Genomic DNA, 15,507 nt, shown 5'->3' on the forward strand with positions numbered 1-15,507 from the left:
AAAAAGGATGTGTATCTATGTATAATAATATTTTACTACCTTATGATTTTGCGAACACCTTTGACAATGTACCTGAAGAGCTGGCAAAACTGACAGAGAACAGTGAAAATGCTGTAATTACAGTTTTTAATGTTGTTACAGAGGGTGAGATGTCCAGTGATGTTAGATTTAATGGTAAATCTTTCAGTGCTAATACAAAAGAAAGAGTTGAAAAGCTTAAGCCGTTCACCAACCGTCTTGATGAAAAAGGGTTGAAGTATGAAGTTCGTTTTGAGGCAGGACGTGTAATTTCTGAGTTGTTAAAAGAAATAAAAGAAAATGAATATGACATTGTAGTGATGAGTAACAGACGTTCGAAAAGAGATATCAAACACGTGCTTGGTCATGTAACGCATAAAGTGGCCAAACGGGTGAATACTCCTGTCATGATTATTAAATAAAATAAATTATTCCATAAAAAAACCCGTATTGTCCGTAAAAACCGGACAATACGGGTTTAAATTTTAGGTGGTGAAGATTTTACCACCAGTTATTTGCTGCACGGAATTCCATCGCAGCGTCGATTGAGCCGTAACGTTCCTGTGCGTAATTGATCATGCCTTCTGTCTGTTCTTCAACAGAGCCAGTGCCCCATGATTCTTTAGTTTGGCCTAAGCCTTTGTAACCAAGCTCATTGACTGCGTTCGGGTCACCACTTGATTCGGGCATAACAATGTTTTGCCACATAGCTTCTGTACCGCCGGCAGCCAGGAATTGCTCTTTAGTAGATCCGCCTGTTGCTTCTGATGATTCTGTGTTTTGTTCAGGTGCAGCTGCTTGAACGTCTTCTGATTGCTGTGTATTTTGCTCAGGCTGCTGTTGAGTTTCTTCAGTTACCTGAGGTGCACTTTCCTGTTGCTCTGTATTTGGAGCAACTTGTTGAGTCTGTTCATTGCTCTCTTCAGTTACTTGAGGTGCATCTTCTTGCTGTGCTGTTTCAGTTACTTCGTTTTGAGGTGTTTCATTACTGTAGCCGCCATAAGACCACGTGTAATACGTACCATCTGATTCGAAGTTATAATTAACGCCGTCAACAGTGAAGTTATAGTTGTATTCACCTTCATGGATCGGTGCGTTATTCAATTCGTTTGAATCGGCTTGAGCCATTTGCGCAAGCTCGCCTTTATTAATTTCTGACGCTTCTGCATTTTGATCTGCTGAGACGCCAGTTACTCCCAATCCTAATGCAAGTGTTGTAGTTAAGATAGTTTTCTTCATAGTTCTTTCTTCCTCCAGATAATTATATATTAATCATGGTTGTTTTTAAGTCGTTATTAGCTAAACATATTTCTTAGCCTTGGTTTTTCAAGACAGTGACTAATATATCATGGAAATATCCCTGGCAGGTTACAGCCTAATAATAATGCAGTTACAATCCCCGGTAGTGCGTGTAATAGGGTGTAATATTGATATCTCAGTGTATTCTTTCTGAATATTTTTAATGTCAAAGAAACAATCTGATGCTTTTGAAAAACTATATACGAACGACGATGTCAGAGTGTTTTTAAATATAATAGTCAAATTGAACAATCAAATTCTTAAGAACCGAGGAATTACAAAAGAAAAACCCGCATTATATGGATTCTTCCATATAATGCGGGTTTAAATTTTAATTGGTTTCGATTTTACCACCAGTTGTTTGCTGCACGGAATTGGATCGCAGCATCGATTGAACCATAACGTTCCTGAGCGTAGTTGATCATACCTTTTGTCTGTTCTTGAACAGAGCCAGTGCCCCATGATTCTTTAGTTTGACCAAGGCCTTTGTAGCCGTTTGGACTTACAGCGTTCGGGTTACCTGTTGATTCAGGCATAACAATATTTTGCCACATAGCTTCTGTACCGCCGGCAGCCAGGAATTGTGCCTTAGTAGAACCGCCAGTTGATTGTGTGCTTTGTTCAGGTGCAGCTGCTTGAACGTCTTCTGATTGCTGTGTATTTTGAGCAGGCTGCTCTTCAGTCACTTGTGGAGCTTCTTCAGTTACCTGAGGTGCCTCTTGTACTTGTTGCTGAGGTTGTGCTTCTTCAGTCACTTGTGGAGCTTCCTCTGTTTCAACTGCTTCATTTTGTGGTAGTTCATTACTGTAGCCACCATAAGACCATGTGTAGTTAGTACCATCTGATTCGAAGCTATAGTTAACGCCATTAACAGTGAAGTTATAGTTGTATTCACCTTCGTGGATTGGCGCGTTATTCAATTCGCTTGAATTGGATTGAGCCATTTGCGCAAGCTCACCTTTGTTAATTTCTGATGCTTCTGCATTTTGGTCTGCTGCGAAACCAGTTACTCCCAATCCTAATGCAAGTGTCGTAGTTAAGATAGTTTTCTTCATAACTTTTTTCCTCCAGATAATTTTTATGTTATATAGTAATTGTTATTTTTTATCGTGATGTGTAAAAATACTTTTAAACCTTACTTGTTCAAGACAGTGCCTAATATATCATGAATATATCCCTAGTGTGTTACAGCTTGATAATAATGAAGTTACAAAACCCGGTTACTTATGTAATCTTGATATATTCTTGTATTATTCCTGTATTATTTCTGAAAATTTTGTTATATAAAGGTTGTTTTGTGTCTTTTATATGTTTAATAACTGAAAATTTGTTAATTTCCGGGAGAGGGATTAAAATTGAAACAGCGGGATATGGATACCCTGCATTTGATCATATTGGAGAAATTGATATGCATTTGGAAGAACAAAAGAGAGTATATGATGACGGGAAAGCTTTAATAGGCTCTGATAAAGAGTGGATGTTTCCTGTTCGGCCTGCATACCAGTATGATGACAGTAAACAGATGGAATGAGGAGGTCCTATGGAAATACTGCCGGTCATTGCTGTATTATTTGTCGGCATCATTGTCGGTTTCGTCAACATTGTATCAGCGGGCGGTTCAATGCTCACGCTGCCGCTGTTGATATTCTTTGGGCTGCCGTCGAACGTTGCAAATGGAACGAATAGAATCGCAATCATGGTCCAGAATGTGTTTGCTTTGTATCAGTTTCAGAAAAAAGGCCTCTTGAACTGGCGGCTCGGTCTACTGCTCGCAGTTCCGGCGACGGTTGCTTCAATATATGGGGCTGAAATTGCAGTCAATATCGCACACGGGACATTGGATACGCTGCTCGCAACGTTCATGATTATATTTGTGATATTGCTCATCATCAAACCCCAGCGTTACATAGAAGGGAAGATCAATTCGAAAGTGTCACTGGTGCTGCTGTTTTTTGCGTTCATACTTATCGGTATATACGGCGGGGCCCTGCAGGCTGGTGTCGGATTCTTCATCATTCTCACACTGATGGTGCTGGTGCCAAGGATACCGATGGCCGACATGCATGGGATAAAGATTCTGGTTGTCACAATCTACATATCTGTTTCGACCTTCGTCTTTATAGCCAATGACCTGGTCAACTGGAAGTTTGCCGCAGCATTATCGGTGGGTTCTGCCATCGGCGGTTTCATGGGCGGTAAATACGCGAGTATACTGCCGGATAAACTGCTGCAGAGGATTCTGATTATCGCTATCATCTTTTTTGCCATCCTACTCTTTATCCGTTAAATATGAAATAATTGACAGGACCGTTTCCTAATGATGGTCCTTTTTTGTTCTGGGCATTTCCATATTCACAAACGGCCGGTGATACTTAAGCTCACCTTTGATTTGTGTGATGTTGACATTGTTTCCCCTGAGCCACTTGCCAAAGTCAAAAATGACAGGTGCCCTGTCAGGGCCGATGACAAACCATGCTTTTAATTCGTTAGGGAAGTACACGGATGTGTGTATCGTCCCGGCGGAAGCATCATATTTTTCTGAGAATACACCCTGTTCAGGACTGTTCATCACTTTAAAAGCCTGATAGGGGTTTGTGGAACTCTTTTGCCGGATTTGAATTGTCTTCTCCCTCTGACGCGTTTCTTCCTGACGGTAACGGTTTTCTTCATTAAGTAAATGAAAATGATTTGTACATACATTTGACTGACGGACGGCAACTCTTCTTGGTGATGCTTCCACAACGTAGGAGTGACCATCCGTATCCAAAAGGACATAGCTGAAGGAATGTCTGTGAGGAATGGTTTTCAATAAAGAAATGGCCTCGGCTGTGTTTGCACATGTTTCCAATATAAGGCGGGCGACCATGCTGCACATGAATCCATCACCTGCCATCTTACTGTGAGTAAAGTTGTAACCTGTCACCAGCCCTTTTTCATTCATGCCGTCTATACGTCCTGTAATTTGCATGCTCGGCGCGATAAAAGCATATCCCTCGTCACTTGGCGCATAAAATAAATAACGCCCTTCATACCCTCGGGGATGACTGTCGTAATTACGCACCATATACTCTGTATCGGTGAAAATAGAGCAACCGCTTCTCTTGAATTCCAGATAGTATCCGCCAAATGACCGGAATGCCTTATCCATATCCATATCAAGTGCATCGGCAAGCCCCTGGATTTCATCCAGAATGGCCGGTGCGATATTTTTTATAATTTCCAAATATCTTTCCGGATCAATCATAAAATGCCTGTCCTTCTTCGGTCCCCATTGTTTTTCCCGGTTAGGTAAAATCGGGGAATCTTTAAGAAGTTTACCCTGGTAATATCCAAAATCATAATGAGTGCCTCTGAATTGAATGACATCACTGTAAAACTGCTTCATATTATCTTACCTCCAGTCGGGTATTTCAAATCTCAAGGATGGGTCCTATGTGAAAAAATGATATAAAAAATTAATACATACGAATTTAAGCTTATCACAGCCAAAAATTAAATGAAAAAAACAGGGACAGCCCCATAAGTCATGGCCTGTCCCTGTTTATATTTGAGAGTTACATTAAGGTGCTATTTTGAATCATTGCTGCTCATCATTCTCTGCGGTGGGTTCATCATCACGGGAGTCCTGCTCTGTTTCTTTCTCTGCTTCTGCATCTCCCTTTTCACCGACTTCACTGAAATCCGCTTCTTCACTGCTGGAGAGATTTCCCAGGAAATTTTCCAAATCGAACCCGGTCATCTGTCCCATGCTTTCCTGAAGTTTGGCCATTGTCCCTGTTACGGTGTTCGGCAGTGACTGAAGCTGGTCACCGCTGCCGCTGTCCAGAACACGGATGGATTCGACGTTACTCATTGAATCGCTGACGGCTTTGGCGAATTCCGGCATGATTTCGATGAGTTTTTCCAGAATGATGACGTCTTTGTGTTCTGCCATCGCTTTGGCACGGCGTTCAATCGCTTCAGCTTCGGCCATGCTTTTTTCTCTGATGACTTCAGCTTCAGCCTTACCTTCAGCCATGCGGGATTCTGCTCTTGCTTCCGCGTCTTTAGTCTGGGCATAGTAATCCGCTTCAGCCTGCTGGCGGCGGACTTCAACCTGCTGCTTCTCAAGCTGGACATCATTTTCGCGTTCCATCTGACGCAGCTTCAATTCGTTTTGTTTCTCCTGTTCACGGATCTCCAGACGCTGACGTTCCACTTCTAAACGGCGTTCTTCCTCTTCCAGTTGACCGGCCGCTCTGGCAGCCGCATTTTCCTTCTCTGTTTCAGCAAGGATTTTGGCATCTTTTATATCCTTCTCCTTGCGGCTTTCAGCAATATTCATCTCTCTCTTATATTGCTCATTGGAGATGTCCTCGTTGTCCTTGGCCTGCTGGATCTCTGTTTCACGTCTGTTTTCAGATTCAGCAATTTCAGCTTCTTTCTTAACTCTGGCAATCTGAGGACGGCCCAGGTTTTCAAGATAATTTTCATCATCTCTCAAGTCGGACAGACCAAGGGAAGTAATCTTGAAGCCCATTCTGTTTAACTGGTCCTGAGCAATCTCACGAACCTGTTCATTGAAACTCTCACGGTCTTTATTAATCTGCTCAACCGTCATCTTGGATAAAATTGCACGAAGGTTTGAGTTTAAGACTTCAGAGATTTCATGCTCAATATCTTTCTGATCTTTCCCGAGAAATTGTTCGGCATATTTGACGATGCCGTCGAGGTCATCAGCCACTTTCACTGTTGCAACAGCCTCGCCGTAGATTCCTACTCCTTCAAGTGTGTATACCTTTGGTGTTGAAATCTGCAGCTGGAATGATTTCAATGATACTCTTGTACCGGTTTGGAACAGCTTGAGCCTGTGGCCGCCGCCCCGGATGACTTTCATGTAACGTCCCTGGTCATCCTTATATATATTCGTCTCTTTGGATTCATCTCCCAGATTCGGGCCTGTAACGATAAGCGCCTCGTTGGAAGGGACAGTACGGTATCTGGCTTTCATGAATAGGTACCAGATGATACCTGCGACAATAATGACTCCGATAATGAAGAGTACTGCGAGTAAAGTACCCGTGACTTCAAACATATGTAGACTCCTATTCCTTTTTTATTTTATGAAAGTACGAAACGACTGAGTGACAAGGTCAAATCTACCCTCTTCTCCAGTATTCTATAATCAGAAAGCAACTTCAATGGTTAACTCATATTTCTTTGGAATAAGTTTATTTTTAAACGTTTCCAGTAATCTGTACACTTTAGATGATGATTACGATTTTGATTATATGTCGTTCTACTCATTTATCCTTCCAGTTTAATTATACAATAAGTAAAAAGTGAATTATAGACTGATTTTATACAGAATTTTAACCTATACTGTTGATAGCTTGAAAATCTATTATTCGGGAGTGTTGTATATGACTCATGATAAAAATGTTCTGGACAAAGGACCATTCTTGCACGGTACTAAGGCGGAACTGGAAATTGGAGATTTACTGGAACCACAATTCGAGTCCAATTATCAGGATAAGAAATCAAATTATATTTATTTCACTGCAACTTTGGACGCAGCAAAATGGGGAGCAGAACTGGCCTCAGGTAATCTGAAAGAAAGGATATACCTTGTCGAGCCTGTGGGTGGATTTGAAAATGATCCCAACGTTACAGATAAACGGTTCCCGGGTAATCCTACCCGCTCGTACAGGTCCAAATCGGCTCTCAGAATAGTCGGTGAACTGGGTAAATGGGAAAGACATTCTGATGAAGAACTCAAAGGTATGCTGGATGGCCTGCAAAAGCTGCGCGAAGAAGGCAGGGATATAATATATGACTAGAATGCCGTTATCAGTAAAAAAACCCATGCCGCAGCATGAGCTTTTAGAATTATTTTAACGGTTATTACTGTTCATCAGTACGCGGCAGCGGATAGAATCCATTATAAAGTTGTTTCCATAATGGTTCCGGCAGTCCATATTTGTCTTCTCTATCTGGATCAAATGCATTTACAATATCGTCTTCTTTGCCTTCTTTGATCTTGCTGATGAAGTTGTAGTCCAGTAAAAGTGCCCTGCCTAATGCGATGAGTTCCACATTGCCGCCTTCTATAGCGCCGAGGGCAGCGTCCGGGTTGAATACTGAACCGATACCAACGAGCGGCATGCGTCCGTCAATCCATTTGTGGAGCAGTTCTATGCGCTCGGTCCCTTCGTATCTGCCTTCACGTGTTTTTGAGTGCACATCTCCCAGTGAAGCGTGGAGGTAATCGAGGGGCTTATCAATCAATCTGTTGATAAGCTCTTTTGTGATTTCCATGTTGATTCCCGGGGTTTCCGGTTCCTCCGGTGAAAATCTATAGCCGAGGATGAATTCATCCCCTGCATATTCATTTTTGGCTTTTACCACTTCGTCCACAATTTCTGCTGCGAATAAATATCGGTCTTCTCCCCATTCATCTGTGCGCTTATTAAAATGCGGGGATACGAACTGGTGAATTAGATAGTGATTGGCACCGTGGATTTCAACTCCGTCAAACCCTGCTTCAACGGCTCTGCGTGTCGCTTCACCGAATGCTCTGACTGTCTTCCCGATTTCTGTCTCAGTTATTTCACGGGCATCATGCTTTTCTGTTTCATCAAAACTTTGCAGTGTGATCGGACTTGGTGCCGCTGAATCCGCACCAGGTGTCAACCGGGGCAGAGCCTGCGCACCGCCATGGTGAATTTGGAGTATCGCTTTTGCGCCATTTTCCTTCATGGCATCCGCGACTTTTTTCAAACCTTCGATATCTGAATCCCGTACAACAGAAGGCTGACCCGGAAAAGCCTTGCCCAGATCAGTGACATTCGATGCTGCAGAGATCGCGAGACCGACATCCTTTGACATTTTTCCAATATAATCAATCTCCATATCCGATGCGGTACCATCATCATTTGAAGAGACGTGGGTCATCGGAGCGAGTACAAATCTATTTCTCAGTTCAATACCGTTTGGAAGTTGAACAGTTTCAAACAAAGGTGCATATTTTTTATTCATATTTTTCTGCCTCCTACGCAGTCACATTATCATTTAACCAGTAATAATGTGAAATAAACAGCTTGTGGCAGCGGGAAGTGATATATGAAGTTCTCTGAAATAAGTGTTTCATGTAAAACAATCGCTATAAACTGAGCCGGAAGCGCTGGTATGCTTCCGGCTGTACGTTTATATATCCTTTTCCTGTTTTTCCATGTGTGCATTAAAGGCTTCAAGGTACGGTTTTTCCGCTTCAGAAGCCCTGTCCCTGGTGTTCATCGCCCTGTGCCATAATGGGTAGATCGGCTCTGGAAGCGTCAGATCGTTTATTTGACTGAGGTCCTTATCAGTCAACTGTAAATCATAGGATGCAACATTCTCATACCACTGGTCTTTATTACGTGCGCCTATAATTATTGAGTCGACATTAGGTCTGTCCCTCAGCCATGCAAGCACTACTTGCGGCACGGTGGCATTATGCCCGTCTGCAACATCCTGCAATAACTCCACAAGGTCATAAAACAGTTTTCTATCTTTGATATAAGGCTCCGGCCAGTCTTCACCCTGCCGTGTGCCCGGCTGCGCTTTCTGGTTTCTTGAGATTTTACCGGTCAGCAGCCCTTCTCCAAGCGGTGACCATATCGTATTGCCTACTCCCAGTTCTTTTCCTGCTGGCAGCAGTTCAAACTCTGCTTCACGGGACTCAGGCGTATAATAAATCTGATGGGCGATAGGTGGCATGAGGTTGTTTTCAACGGCGAATGTATGTGTTTTAGCCAAAGCCCAGCCACTGTAGTTCGAAACGCCCCAATACCGGATTTTCCCTTTCCTGATCAGATCGTTCATTGCCAGTACTGTCTCGGTAACGGATACTTGTCCATCCCATACATGTACATAATATAAATCCAGGTAATCAGTTCCGAGCCTATCCAGCGTCTCGTCAATGGACGCCTCGATGTTAATACGGGTGGCACCGACATCATTTGGATTATCAGTCAGTTGGAAACCTGTTTTGCTGGCAATGACCATATCTTTGCGTTTATTACGAATTGCCTTTCCCAGCACAATTTCAGCATCGCCCTTGGCGTAAAGGTTTGCGGTATCAAAGTGATTGATGCCATGATCGAGCGCATGATCGACCAACGCATTTGCTGTTTCCTGATCCATGCTTCCTGCCGGTTCAAAACCGTTTGTACCGCTGAACGGAATTGTGCCGAGTGCGTATTTGGAAATGTTCAGTCCGGAATCACCTAACAATTTGTAATCCATCATCATCCCTCCGATATACTTTGTTTTCCCCGGCCCATTGACTATGAAACTCAAAAGCAGAATAAAGATTTTCTACTTTGAAATGCAATAAAACCTGATCCTTTTCATTCAATAGATGTTATATTGGATGTTAATGTTTTTTTCCATTGTCCGGACGCATCTTTTTGCGGTCGGGCATTAACTATGTGCAATTATAAAAATAGGAGTGAGCCAAGTGCATATCAATGTACTTTATGAAGACAATCATTTGCTGATTGTTGAGAAACCGGTCAATATTCCGGTGCAGGGAGACAGCTCAAAAGACAGAGATTTGTTGAATATTCTGAAGCAGTACATAAAAGAAAAATATAATAAACCGGGTGATGTCTATCTCGGTCTGATACACAGACTGGACCGGCCGGTAGGCGGAGCGATGGTGTTTGCAAAAACTTCTAAAGCCGCCTCCCGGCTCTCGGATGAACTGCGGAGACATCAGATCTACAGGAAATACCTTGCTGTCACCCGTGGATTTTTGCCAAAGAAAAAGGGAAGACTGACAGATTATTTATGGAAAGACCGCAGGAAGAATATCGTTAGTGCTGTGAGCCCGGATAATAAAGATGCTAAAAAGGCAGTGCTCGACTATAAAGTTCTGCAAAGTAGTACAGAAGGCAGTCTTGTTGAAGTGGAACTGAAGACAGGGCGCTCGCATCAGATACGGGTCCAGTTTGCGAATCAGGGCAGCCCGCTTTATGGAGATCAGAAATATGGTCAGCATGTAAATAAGCCAGGTCAGCAGATTGCCCTTTGGGCCTCCCGCCTGAGTATCAAACATCCTACAAAAGGTGAAATGATTACAGTTGATTGTCCGCCGCCGGATAAGCATCCGTGGTCAGAATTTGCCTGAAGTACGATAATTATATTAAAAGTGCCTCCGGAAATTTTTTCCGGAGGCACTTTTTATCAGCTGAACAGTTGATACAAGTTGTTGCATGCTTTTGCGGCAGCAATATCCTTTTCCGTCAGTTCCTTTTTTGAATGTGTAGTCCACGATACAGCCACCGTCGTGTAGTTGATTGAAATTCCTGGATGATGCTGTACACCTTCAGCATAGGTGCCGATCTTTTCTACGAACGAAATACCATCCAGATACTTATCGAATTTGAACTTTTTGCTGATCGTCTCATTGTCGATTGACCAGCCATCCAGCTTTTCCACTTCGGCTTTTACATCTGCCATTGATATTCCTCCTTTAAGGCTTAATAGTCATTTTTACCCGGCTGCTGTTGTTGTGAATCAATAGCAATATATAAATAACTATACCCGTTACAGCATTAGTTTAAATCCTTATTAAACACATCTATATCAAAGTTTAGGAGGATAATGCATACCGTTATAAATAGCTGATTTATAAGCTTTGGAAATGAATCAGATTAGCGAAAAGACATAGGAGCTGATTAGCATTATTAATATAAATGCGGCAGGGACACCAACCAGAGACATTATATCTTTCCAGCTTTTTCCGGCTCGAAGTTTTTCTGTAGATCTGCCTTCAGAGAAAGCAACGATTTTTTCGTAAGTATCCAAATTATAAATTTTTTTGATTTGTTCAACTTTATGAGCAGCATAAGTTGCCACTGCCATTATAATGCCCGGAAGAATCATCCACCATATATTCATAAAGTTTAGAATTGGGCCAACTAGAACTGAAGCTCCAAAATAACTCAGTACCATAACCCATGCCCATCGGTTCATATTCTTGTTTTGCCCTGAAATTTCTGTTTTCATAATCTCTATATCTCCCTTGACTAAAGTATCGAGAGAAACATCGAAAAGAACGCTGAGCATTAGAAGTGTCTGGATATCAGGATAACTGTGTCCATTCTCCCAGTTGGATATCGTTTGCCTGGATACATAAAGTTTATGTGCCAGTTCCTCCTGTGAATATTCGAGCTGGTTCCGGTATTTTCTGATTTGACTGCTGATGTTCATTTGATGTTCCTCACTCTCAGATTAATCAAGCTTCTTCATTCATACTATCAAGCTTCTTTGACATGTACCATATAATCCATGTCAAAAGGGTTTGACGTATTGAAATTTCCCGGGAAATCAAAAAAGAAGCTGGATAATCAACCAGCTTCTTTCTGTTCATATGCTATTTTTCAAACACAGCATCTACGACTTTTTCCGATGATCTGCCGTCATCCCAGCTGCAGAATCTCTCATAGAATGCATCATACCGGTCGCTGTACTTTTCGCTGACTGAATCGATATTTTCAATCGCATCGATTACGTCATCATTATTCATGAGCAACGGTCCGGGCAGTTCTTTTTCCATATCGATGTAGAAACCGCGCAGCTGCCCCTGATATTTTTCTATGTCATAAGTGTAGAATAATATCGGTCTCCTCAGATTGGCATAATCAAAGAATACGGATGAATAATCAGTGATCAGCATATCGGACATCAGATACAGTTCACTGATATCGCTGTAGCTTGAGACATCGTACGCAAAGCCTTCAAGATCCGTCAGGTCGATGTTGGAGGCGACGACATAGTGCATCCTGAGCAGTATGATGTACTCGTCTCCGAATTTTTCCTTCATTCTGTGCAAATCGAGGTTCAGATCGAATCTGTATTTGCCGACTTTGTAATATTCATCATCCCGCCATGTTGGTGCGTAGAGGATGATTTTTTTATTGGTCGGGAGATACAATCTCCACTTCAACCTTTTTATAGTTTCTGAATCATTATCATTCGTCAAAATGTCATTTCTCGGATAACCGGTCTGAAGTATGGTGTTGTTAAACCAGAACGCTCTTCTGAAGATGTCCGAAGAATACTGGTTCGGTGCAATGAGGTAATCCCACTTGTCGGTTTCGCGGTTAAAGTTTCTTTTATACCGTGCAGAGTTGGTCCCGGGCATATGGACATCGGCCATGTCTCCTGCAAGGCGTTTGAGCGGTGTGCCGTGCCATGTCTGAAGATATATCTGATTGTCCCGTTTAATATAGCTGTTCGGCATCCTGACGTTGCTGACAACGTATTTTGCCCTTGCAAGATAGTAGTAATACTTGAGTGAGAAGCGTTTTACAGTTTCAGGTTTCCCCGGTATGTTGACAGGCTTGTTCATCACCCATACGAATTTATAATCTTTTTTGTTCTCAAGCATGTACTGATAAATATATTTGGGGCTGTCGGAATATGATTTTCCCTGGAAACTCTCAAAAACGACCAGGTTGTCTTTGAAGTCCATGTTTTTGAAAACCCGTTTATACAGGAGTTCTTTACGTCCTTTTTTAGAAGCGATCCCCCGTTTGATATCCCTCAGTAGATGGTGGAAGTTGCTGAGTTTCCGGAAGGTACTCTTCTTGTTGGACTTTATCGCCCTTACATCATTTTTCAGAATAAAGTCCTTATTCTCCAGTCTTTCAGGATCGATTTTCCGTATACTTTCCACAAGGCCGTCAAAATACTGATCAATGGTCGAATCATCTTTGAACTCTACCACCAGCCGCTTCCTGTAGAAGTTCAGCAGTTTATTATCCAAAAAGCGCTGCGCTTCCTCGCTGAGATCTTCTGTTCTCAGCTGGTTGTAGATGCCGAAGAGATCATGCGTCAACTGCTCTACAGGAGATTGTCGCAAGGACGGATGGTTTATCGGGTCATTCCGCCGCCGCCTGAAATAAATTGCTTCATAGACATACGGCACCATTTGGATTTCTTCCAGCAGGGGCAACATGAAAGTGAGGTCCGAGTATGTTTTGAATTCCTCGGAAAACCGCAGTTTCGTTCGATCGAGGACTTCTTTTGAAATCAGGAAGTTGATTGCAGAATTGTTTCTGATCAGGTTGTATCTTCTGTTGGAATACATTTTTATCTTGTTTGTACCGGGTAATATGATAACAGAACTTGAGCTGAAATCCGTCGATTTCATCCTTCCTCTGATCATCGGAAATTCGCCTATATTGTCAGACAGGAGCTGAAGCATATTCTCGGATATATAATCGTCGCTGTCCAGGAAGTATATATAGTCACCCTTGGCTTCCTCGATGCCGGCATTACGCGCAGCACCCACGTTCACCTCTGCCGGTGTTTCGACAAATGTATATCTGTCATCATCGAGATATACATCATCAACCACTTCTTTCAGAGCACTGATATCAGAGTGGAGAATCAGTACTTCAAAGTTTGTATATGTTTGTTTCTTCAATGACTCCAAAGCAATATTAAGATAATTTTCATTTTTTTCTGCTGGAGTGATTACAGAAATCAGATTATTCATTGCTGTCTCTCCTTTCGTCTTTTTGCAGCAGCCTGTCTGTAAAAGAGAACCACAAGTTCTGATAGTTCTCTTTACTGAATTTTGTCTGCATTGTTTTTCCTGCTTCTTTACCCATTTTTTCTGTTTCTTCAGGGTGTTTCAGCATATGAATGATTCTCTCGGATAAAGCTTCTATGTCGCCTTTTTCTATGAGAAAACCATTCACACCGTCCTCAATCATATCAGATGGTCCATACCTGATGTCGTAACTCACGACCGGAGTGTTATTTGCCATGCTCTCCATGACTGAAAGAGAAAAACCTTCTGCATTTGAAGTGACTACAGACAGAGCCGCGGCCTGGTATATTTTTTCAGGGTTTTGCGTGTATCCCTTTACTTCTGCATTGTCCTGCAAGCCCAATGTCTCTATCAATTCGGTATATTCTCCTTTTTTATCCCCCGAGCCCCATATTTCGAGTTTGGCTTCCGGTACTTCCTCAACCACATCTTTAAATGCTTTTATGGTATGGTCGATGTTTTTAACACTGGAGAACCTGGAGACGATCGATACTCTGGACATATCTCTTACACTCCGGTCACCGTAATGCTTCACATTGGAGATGAAGGAGCGTATCCCTCTGATTTTAGGCATATTCACCTCATAATAATTCGGTATGACAAATACTTTATCCTTATTGCCAAAACGGTTTACTATATCATTTCTCTGCTTCTCTGTCAGAACGACCAGAGCATCGACATTGGTGATGTTTTCTATCGCATAGCTGTTGCGTTTATTGAGCTCTGAATCAGGATCATCCGGATTTCTTAAATGGTTGCTGTGGGGACGCAGTGCCCTTTTAGCCAGAGGATTATCCAATTTCACCAGTAATTCATCCGTAGACCGGGTATCTGAAATAATGACCGTCTCAGAATCTGCCTCATTTATGACGCGGTTCAGCCAGTGCAGTTTATGGGGGACGACATCCCCCGTAGTTTCACTGAGCACTTCGTTCTTCTGCCCGATATGGGTGACCCGGCTGATTTTCCCTGTAGACGGTTCGTGCCAGAAATTAAGGAAAGCAGCACCTGTTTTATCATAAAACACTTCCTGTCTGACCTTATTTTCTTCAAAGCTGAAATACTGTACCCTGCTCATGTGCCCGTAATAGTTATAATTTTCCCGTCTTATTCTGTAGCGGTTCTCATTGAAGTAATCTGTAAAATCCAGGGTGTTGTCTTTCCGGAGTGAGATATATTTCTCATATATGCCGTTTTTATAGAGTCTGTATGCATTATAGTTCTTTCTCTTCGTTGTGGCATATTCACCGGAATAATCAGAGATGTCTATTTTTATTTTACCAATATTGATTTTGTCACGTCTGTTATATGAAGAGAAATCTTCGAACATGTTTCGTATTTTCACTTTTCTGCTGACTTTGCCCATCTCCGCGAGTTTTCTGCAGATGACCGGAAACCTTGGTTCGTATCTGAATGTCAGTATTTGAGTATCGTAACCTGCATCCGCAAAAGTGCTTGCCTGCCTTAAGGATGCATGGGTCAGTCCGCCTTTGTTGACGTCTATGGAGTTGAGTAGAAATATAATCCTGGGTTTCATAAAACCATCCTTGTCTTTGCCTCATTCATTTGAGGATTATACTATTCATATTACTTTAAGTATATAC

Annotated in this window: 15 protein-coding genes; 5 read left to right on the forward strand and 10 right to left on the reverse strand. The window is 42.2% G+C overall.

Going from position 1 to position 15,507, the window contains the following annotated elements; genetic code table 11:
• The first annotated feature begins 17 nt into the window (after window positions 1-17).
• Window positions 18-440 carry a universal stress protein gene (locus tag BM271_RS07140; protein WP_046789010.1) on the forward strand — a complete coding sequence of 141 codons (423 nt, stop codon included), beginning with the start codon at window positions 18-20 and terminating at the stop codon, window positions 438-440.
• Window positions 441-519: 79 nt separating this feature from the next.
• On the opposite strand, the gene BM271_RS07145 is transcribed toward BM271_RS07140, so the two are convergent.
• Both BM271_RS07145 and BM271_RS07150 read right to left on the reverse strand, forming a co-directional pair.
• Window positions 520-1,257, reverse strand: coding sequence for an aggregation-promoting factor C-terminal-like domain-containing protein (locus tag BM271_RS07145; protein WP_046789011.1), 738 nt, complete (start codon window positions 1,255-1,257; stop codon window positions 520-522).
• Between the two features lie 407 nt (window positions 1,258-1,664).
• On the reverse strand, window positions 1,665-2,372 hold the full coding sequence (locus BM271_RS07150) for an aggregation-promoting factor C-terminal-like domain-containing protein (protein ID WP_046789012.1): 708 nt from the start codon (window positions 2,370-2,372) through the stop codon (window positions 1,665-1,667).
• Between the two features lie 146 nt (window positions 2,373-2,518).
• Between BM271_RS07150 and BM271_RS14160 the strand changes: the two genes are divergently transcribed.
• Together BM271_RS14160 and BM271_RS07155 are read left to right on the forward strand one after the other, a co-directional pair.
• Window positions 2,519-2,848, forward strand: a complete 330-nt coding sequence (locus BM271_RS14160; protein WP_143544915.1) for a hypothetical protein — start codon at window positions 2,519-2,521, stop codon at window positions 2,846-2,848.
• A gap of 9 nt (window positions 2,849-2,857) precedes the next feature.
• A complete protein-coding gene (locus tag BM271_RS07155; protein WP_046789013.1) occupies window positions 2,858-3,604 on the forward strand; it encodes a sulfite exporter TauE/SafE family protein in 747 nt (248 codons plus the stop codon).
• Between the two features lie 27 nt (window positions 3,605-3,631).
• On the opposite strand, the gene BM271_RS07160 is transcribed toward BM271_RS07155, so the two are convergent.
• Both BM271_RS07160 and BM271_RS07165 read right to left on the reverse strand, forming a co-directional pair.
• Window positions 3,632-4,702, reverse strand: a complete 1,071-nt coding sequence (locus tag BM271_RS07160) for a C45 family autoproteolytic acyltransferase/hydrolase (RefSeq protein WP_046789014.1) — start codon at window positions 4,700-4,702, stop codon at window positions 3,632-3,634.
• A gap of 192 nt (window positions 4,703-4,894) precedes the next feature.
• Complete coding sequence (locus tag BM271_RS07165) at window positions 4,895-6,391, reverse strand: flotillin family protein (protein ID WP_046789015.1); 1,497 nt, start codon at window positions 6,389-6,391, stop codon at window positions 4,895-4,897.
• A 328-nt stretch (window positions 6,392-6,719) separates the two neighbouring features.
• On the opposite strand from BM271_RS07165, the gene arr reads away from it, so the two are divergent.
• Entirely contained in the window at window positions 6,720-7,136 is a 417-nt protein-coding gene (arr, locus tag BM271_RS07170) for an NAD(+)--rifampin ADP-ribosyltransferase (protein ID WP_046789016.1), read from the forward strand.
• Window positions 7,137-7,200: 64 nt separating this feature from the next.
• On the opposite strand, the gene BM271_RS07175 is transcribed toward arr, so the two are convergent.
• Window positions 7,201-8,334 (reverse strand): NADH-dependent flavin oxidoreductase, encoded by a 1,134-nt coding sequence (locus BM271_RS07175; protein WP_046789017.1) that lies wholly within the window; start codon window positions 8,332-8,334, stop codon window positions 7,201-7,203.
• Between the two features lie 168 nt (window positions 8,335-8,502).
• Window positions 8,503-9,582, reverse strand: a complete 1,080-nt coding sequence (locus BM271_RS07180) for an aldo/keto reductase (protein WP_046789018.1) — start codon at window positions 9,580-9,582, stop codon at window positions 8,503-8,505.
• Between the two features lie 214 nt (window positions 9,583-9,796).
• Here BM271_RS07180 and BM271_RS07185 point away from each other — a divergent pair, with 214 nt between their 5' ends.
• Window positions 9,797-10,468: an RluA family pseudouridine synthase gene (locus BM271_RS07185; RefSeq protein WP_046789019.1), complete on the forward strand. Its 672-nt coding sequence runs from the start codon at window positions 9,797-9,799 to the stop codon at window positions 10,466-10,468.
• 56 nt (window positions 10,469-10,524) lie between these two features.
• On the opposite strand, the gene BM271_RS07190 is transcribed toward BM271_RS07185, so the two are convergent.
• The 4 genes from BM271_RS07190 to BM271_RS07205 form a co-directional block, all read right to left on the reverse strand.
• Window positions 10,525-10,800, reverse strand: coding sequence for a 4a-hydroxytetrahydrobiopterin dehydratase (locus BM271_RS07190; protein ID WP_046789020.1), 276 nt, complete (start codon window positions 10,798-10,800; stop codon window positions 10,525-10,527).
• A 189-nt stretch (window positions 10,801-10,989) separates the two neighbouring features.
• A complete protein-coding gene (locus BM271_RS07195) occupies window positions 10,990-11,553 on the reverse strand; it encodes a helix-turn-helix transcriptional regulator (protein ID WP_046789021.1) in 564 nt (187 codons plus the stop codon).
• A 163-nt stretch (window positions 11,554-11,716) separates the two neighbouring features.
• Window positions 11,717-13,846, reverse strand: a complete 2,130-nt coding sequence (locus BM271_RS07200; protein ID WP_046789022.1) for a bifunctional glycosyltransferase/CDP-glycerol:glycerophosphate glycerophosphotransferase — start codon at window positions 13,844-13,846, stop codon at window positions 11,717-11,719.
• Window positions 13,839-15,440 carry a glycosyltransferase gene (locus tag BM271_RS07205; protein WP_046789023.1) on the reverse strand — a complete coding sequence of 534 codons (1,602 nt, stop codon included), beginning with the start codon at window positions 15,438-15,440 and terminating at the stop codon, window positions 13,839-13,841. Before BM271_RS07205 ends, BM271_RS07200 begins: the two co-directional genes overlap by 8 nt.
• Between the last annotated feature and the right edge of the window lie 67 nt (window positions 15,441-15,507).

This window comes from Salinicoccus halodurans (assembly GCF_900114445.1).
Classification (GTDB): Bacteria; Bacillota; Bacilli; order Staphylococcales; family Salinicoccaceae; genus Salinicoccus; species Salinicoccus halodurans.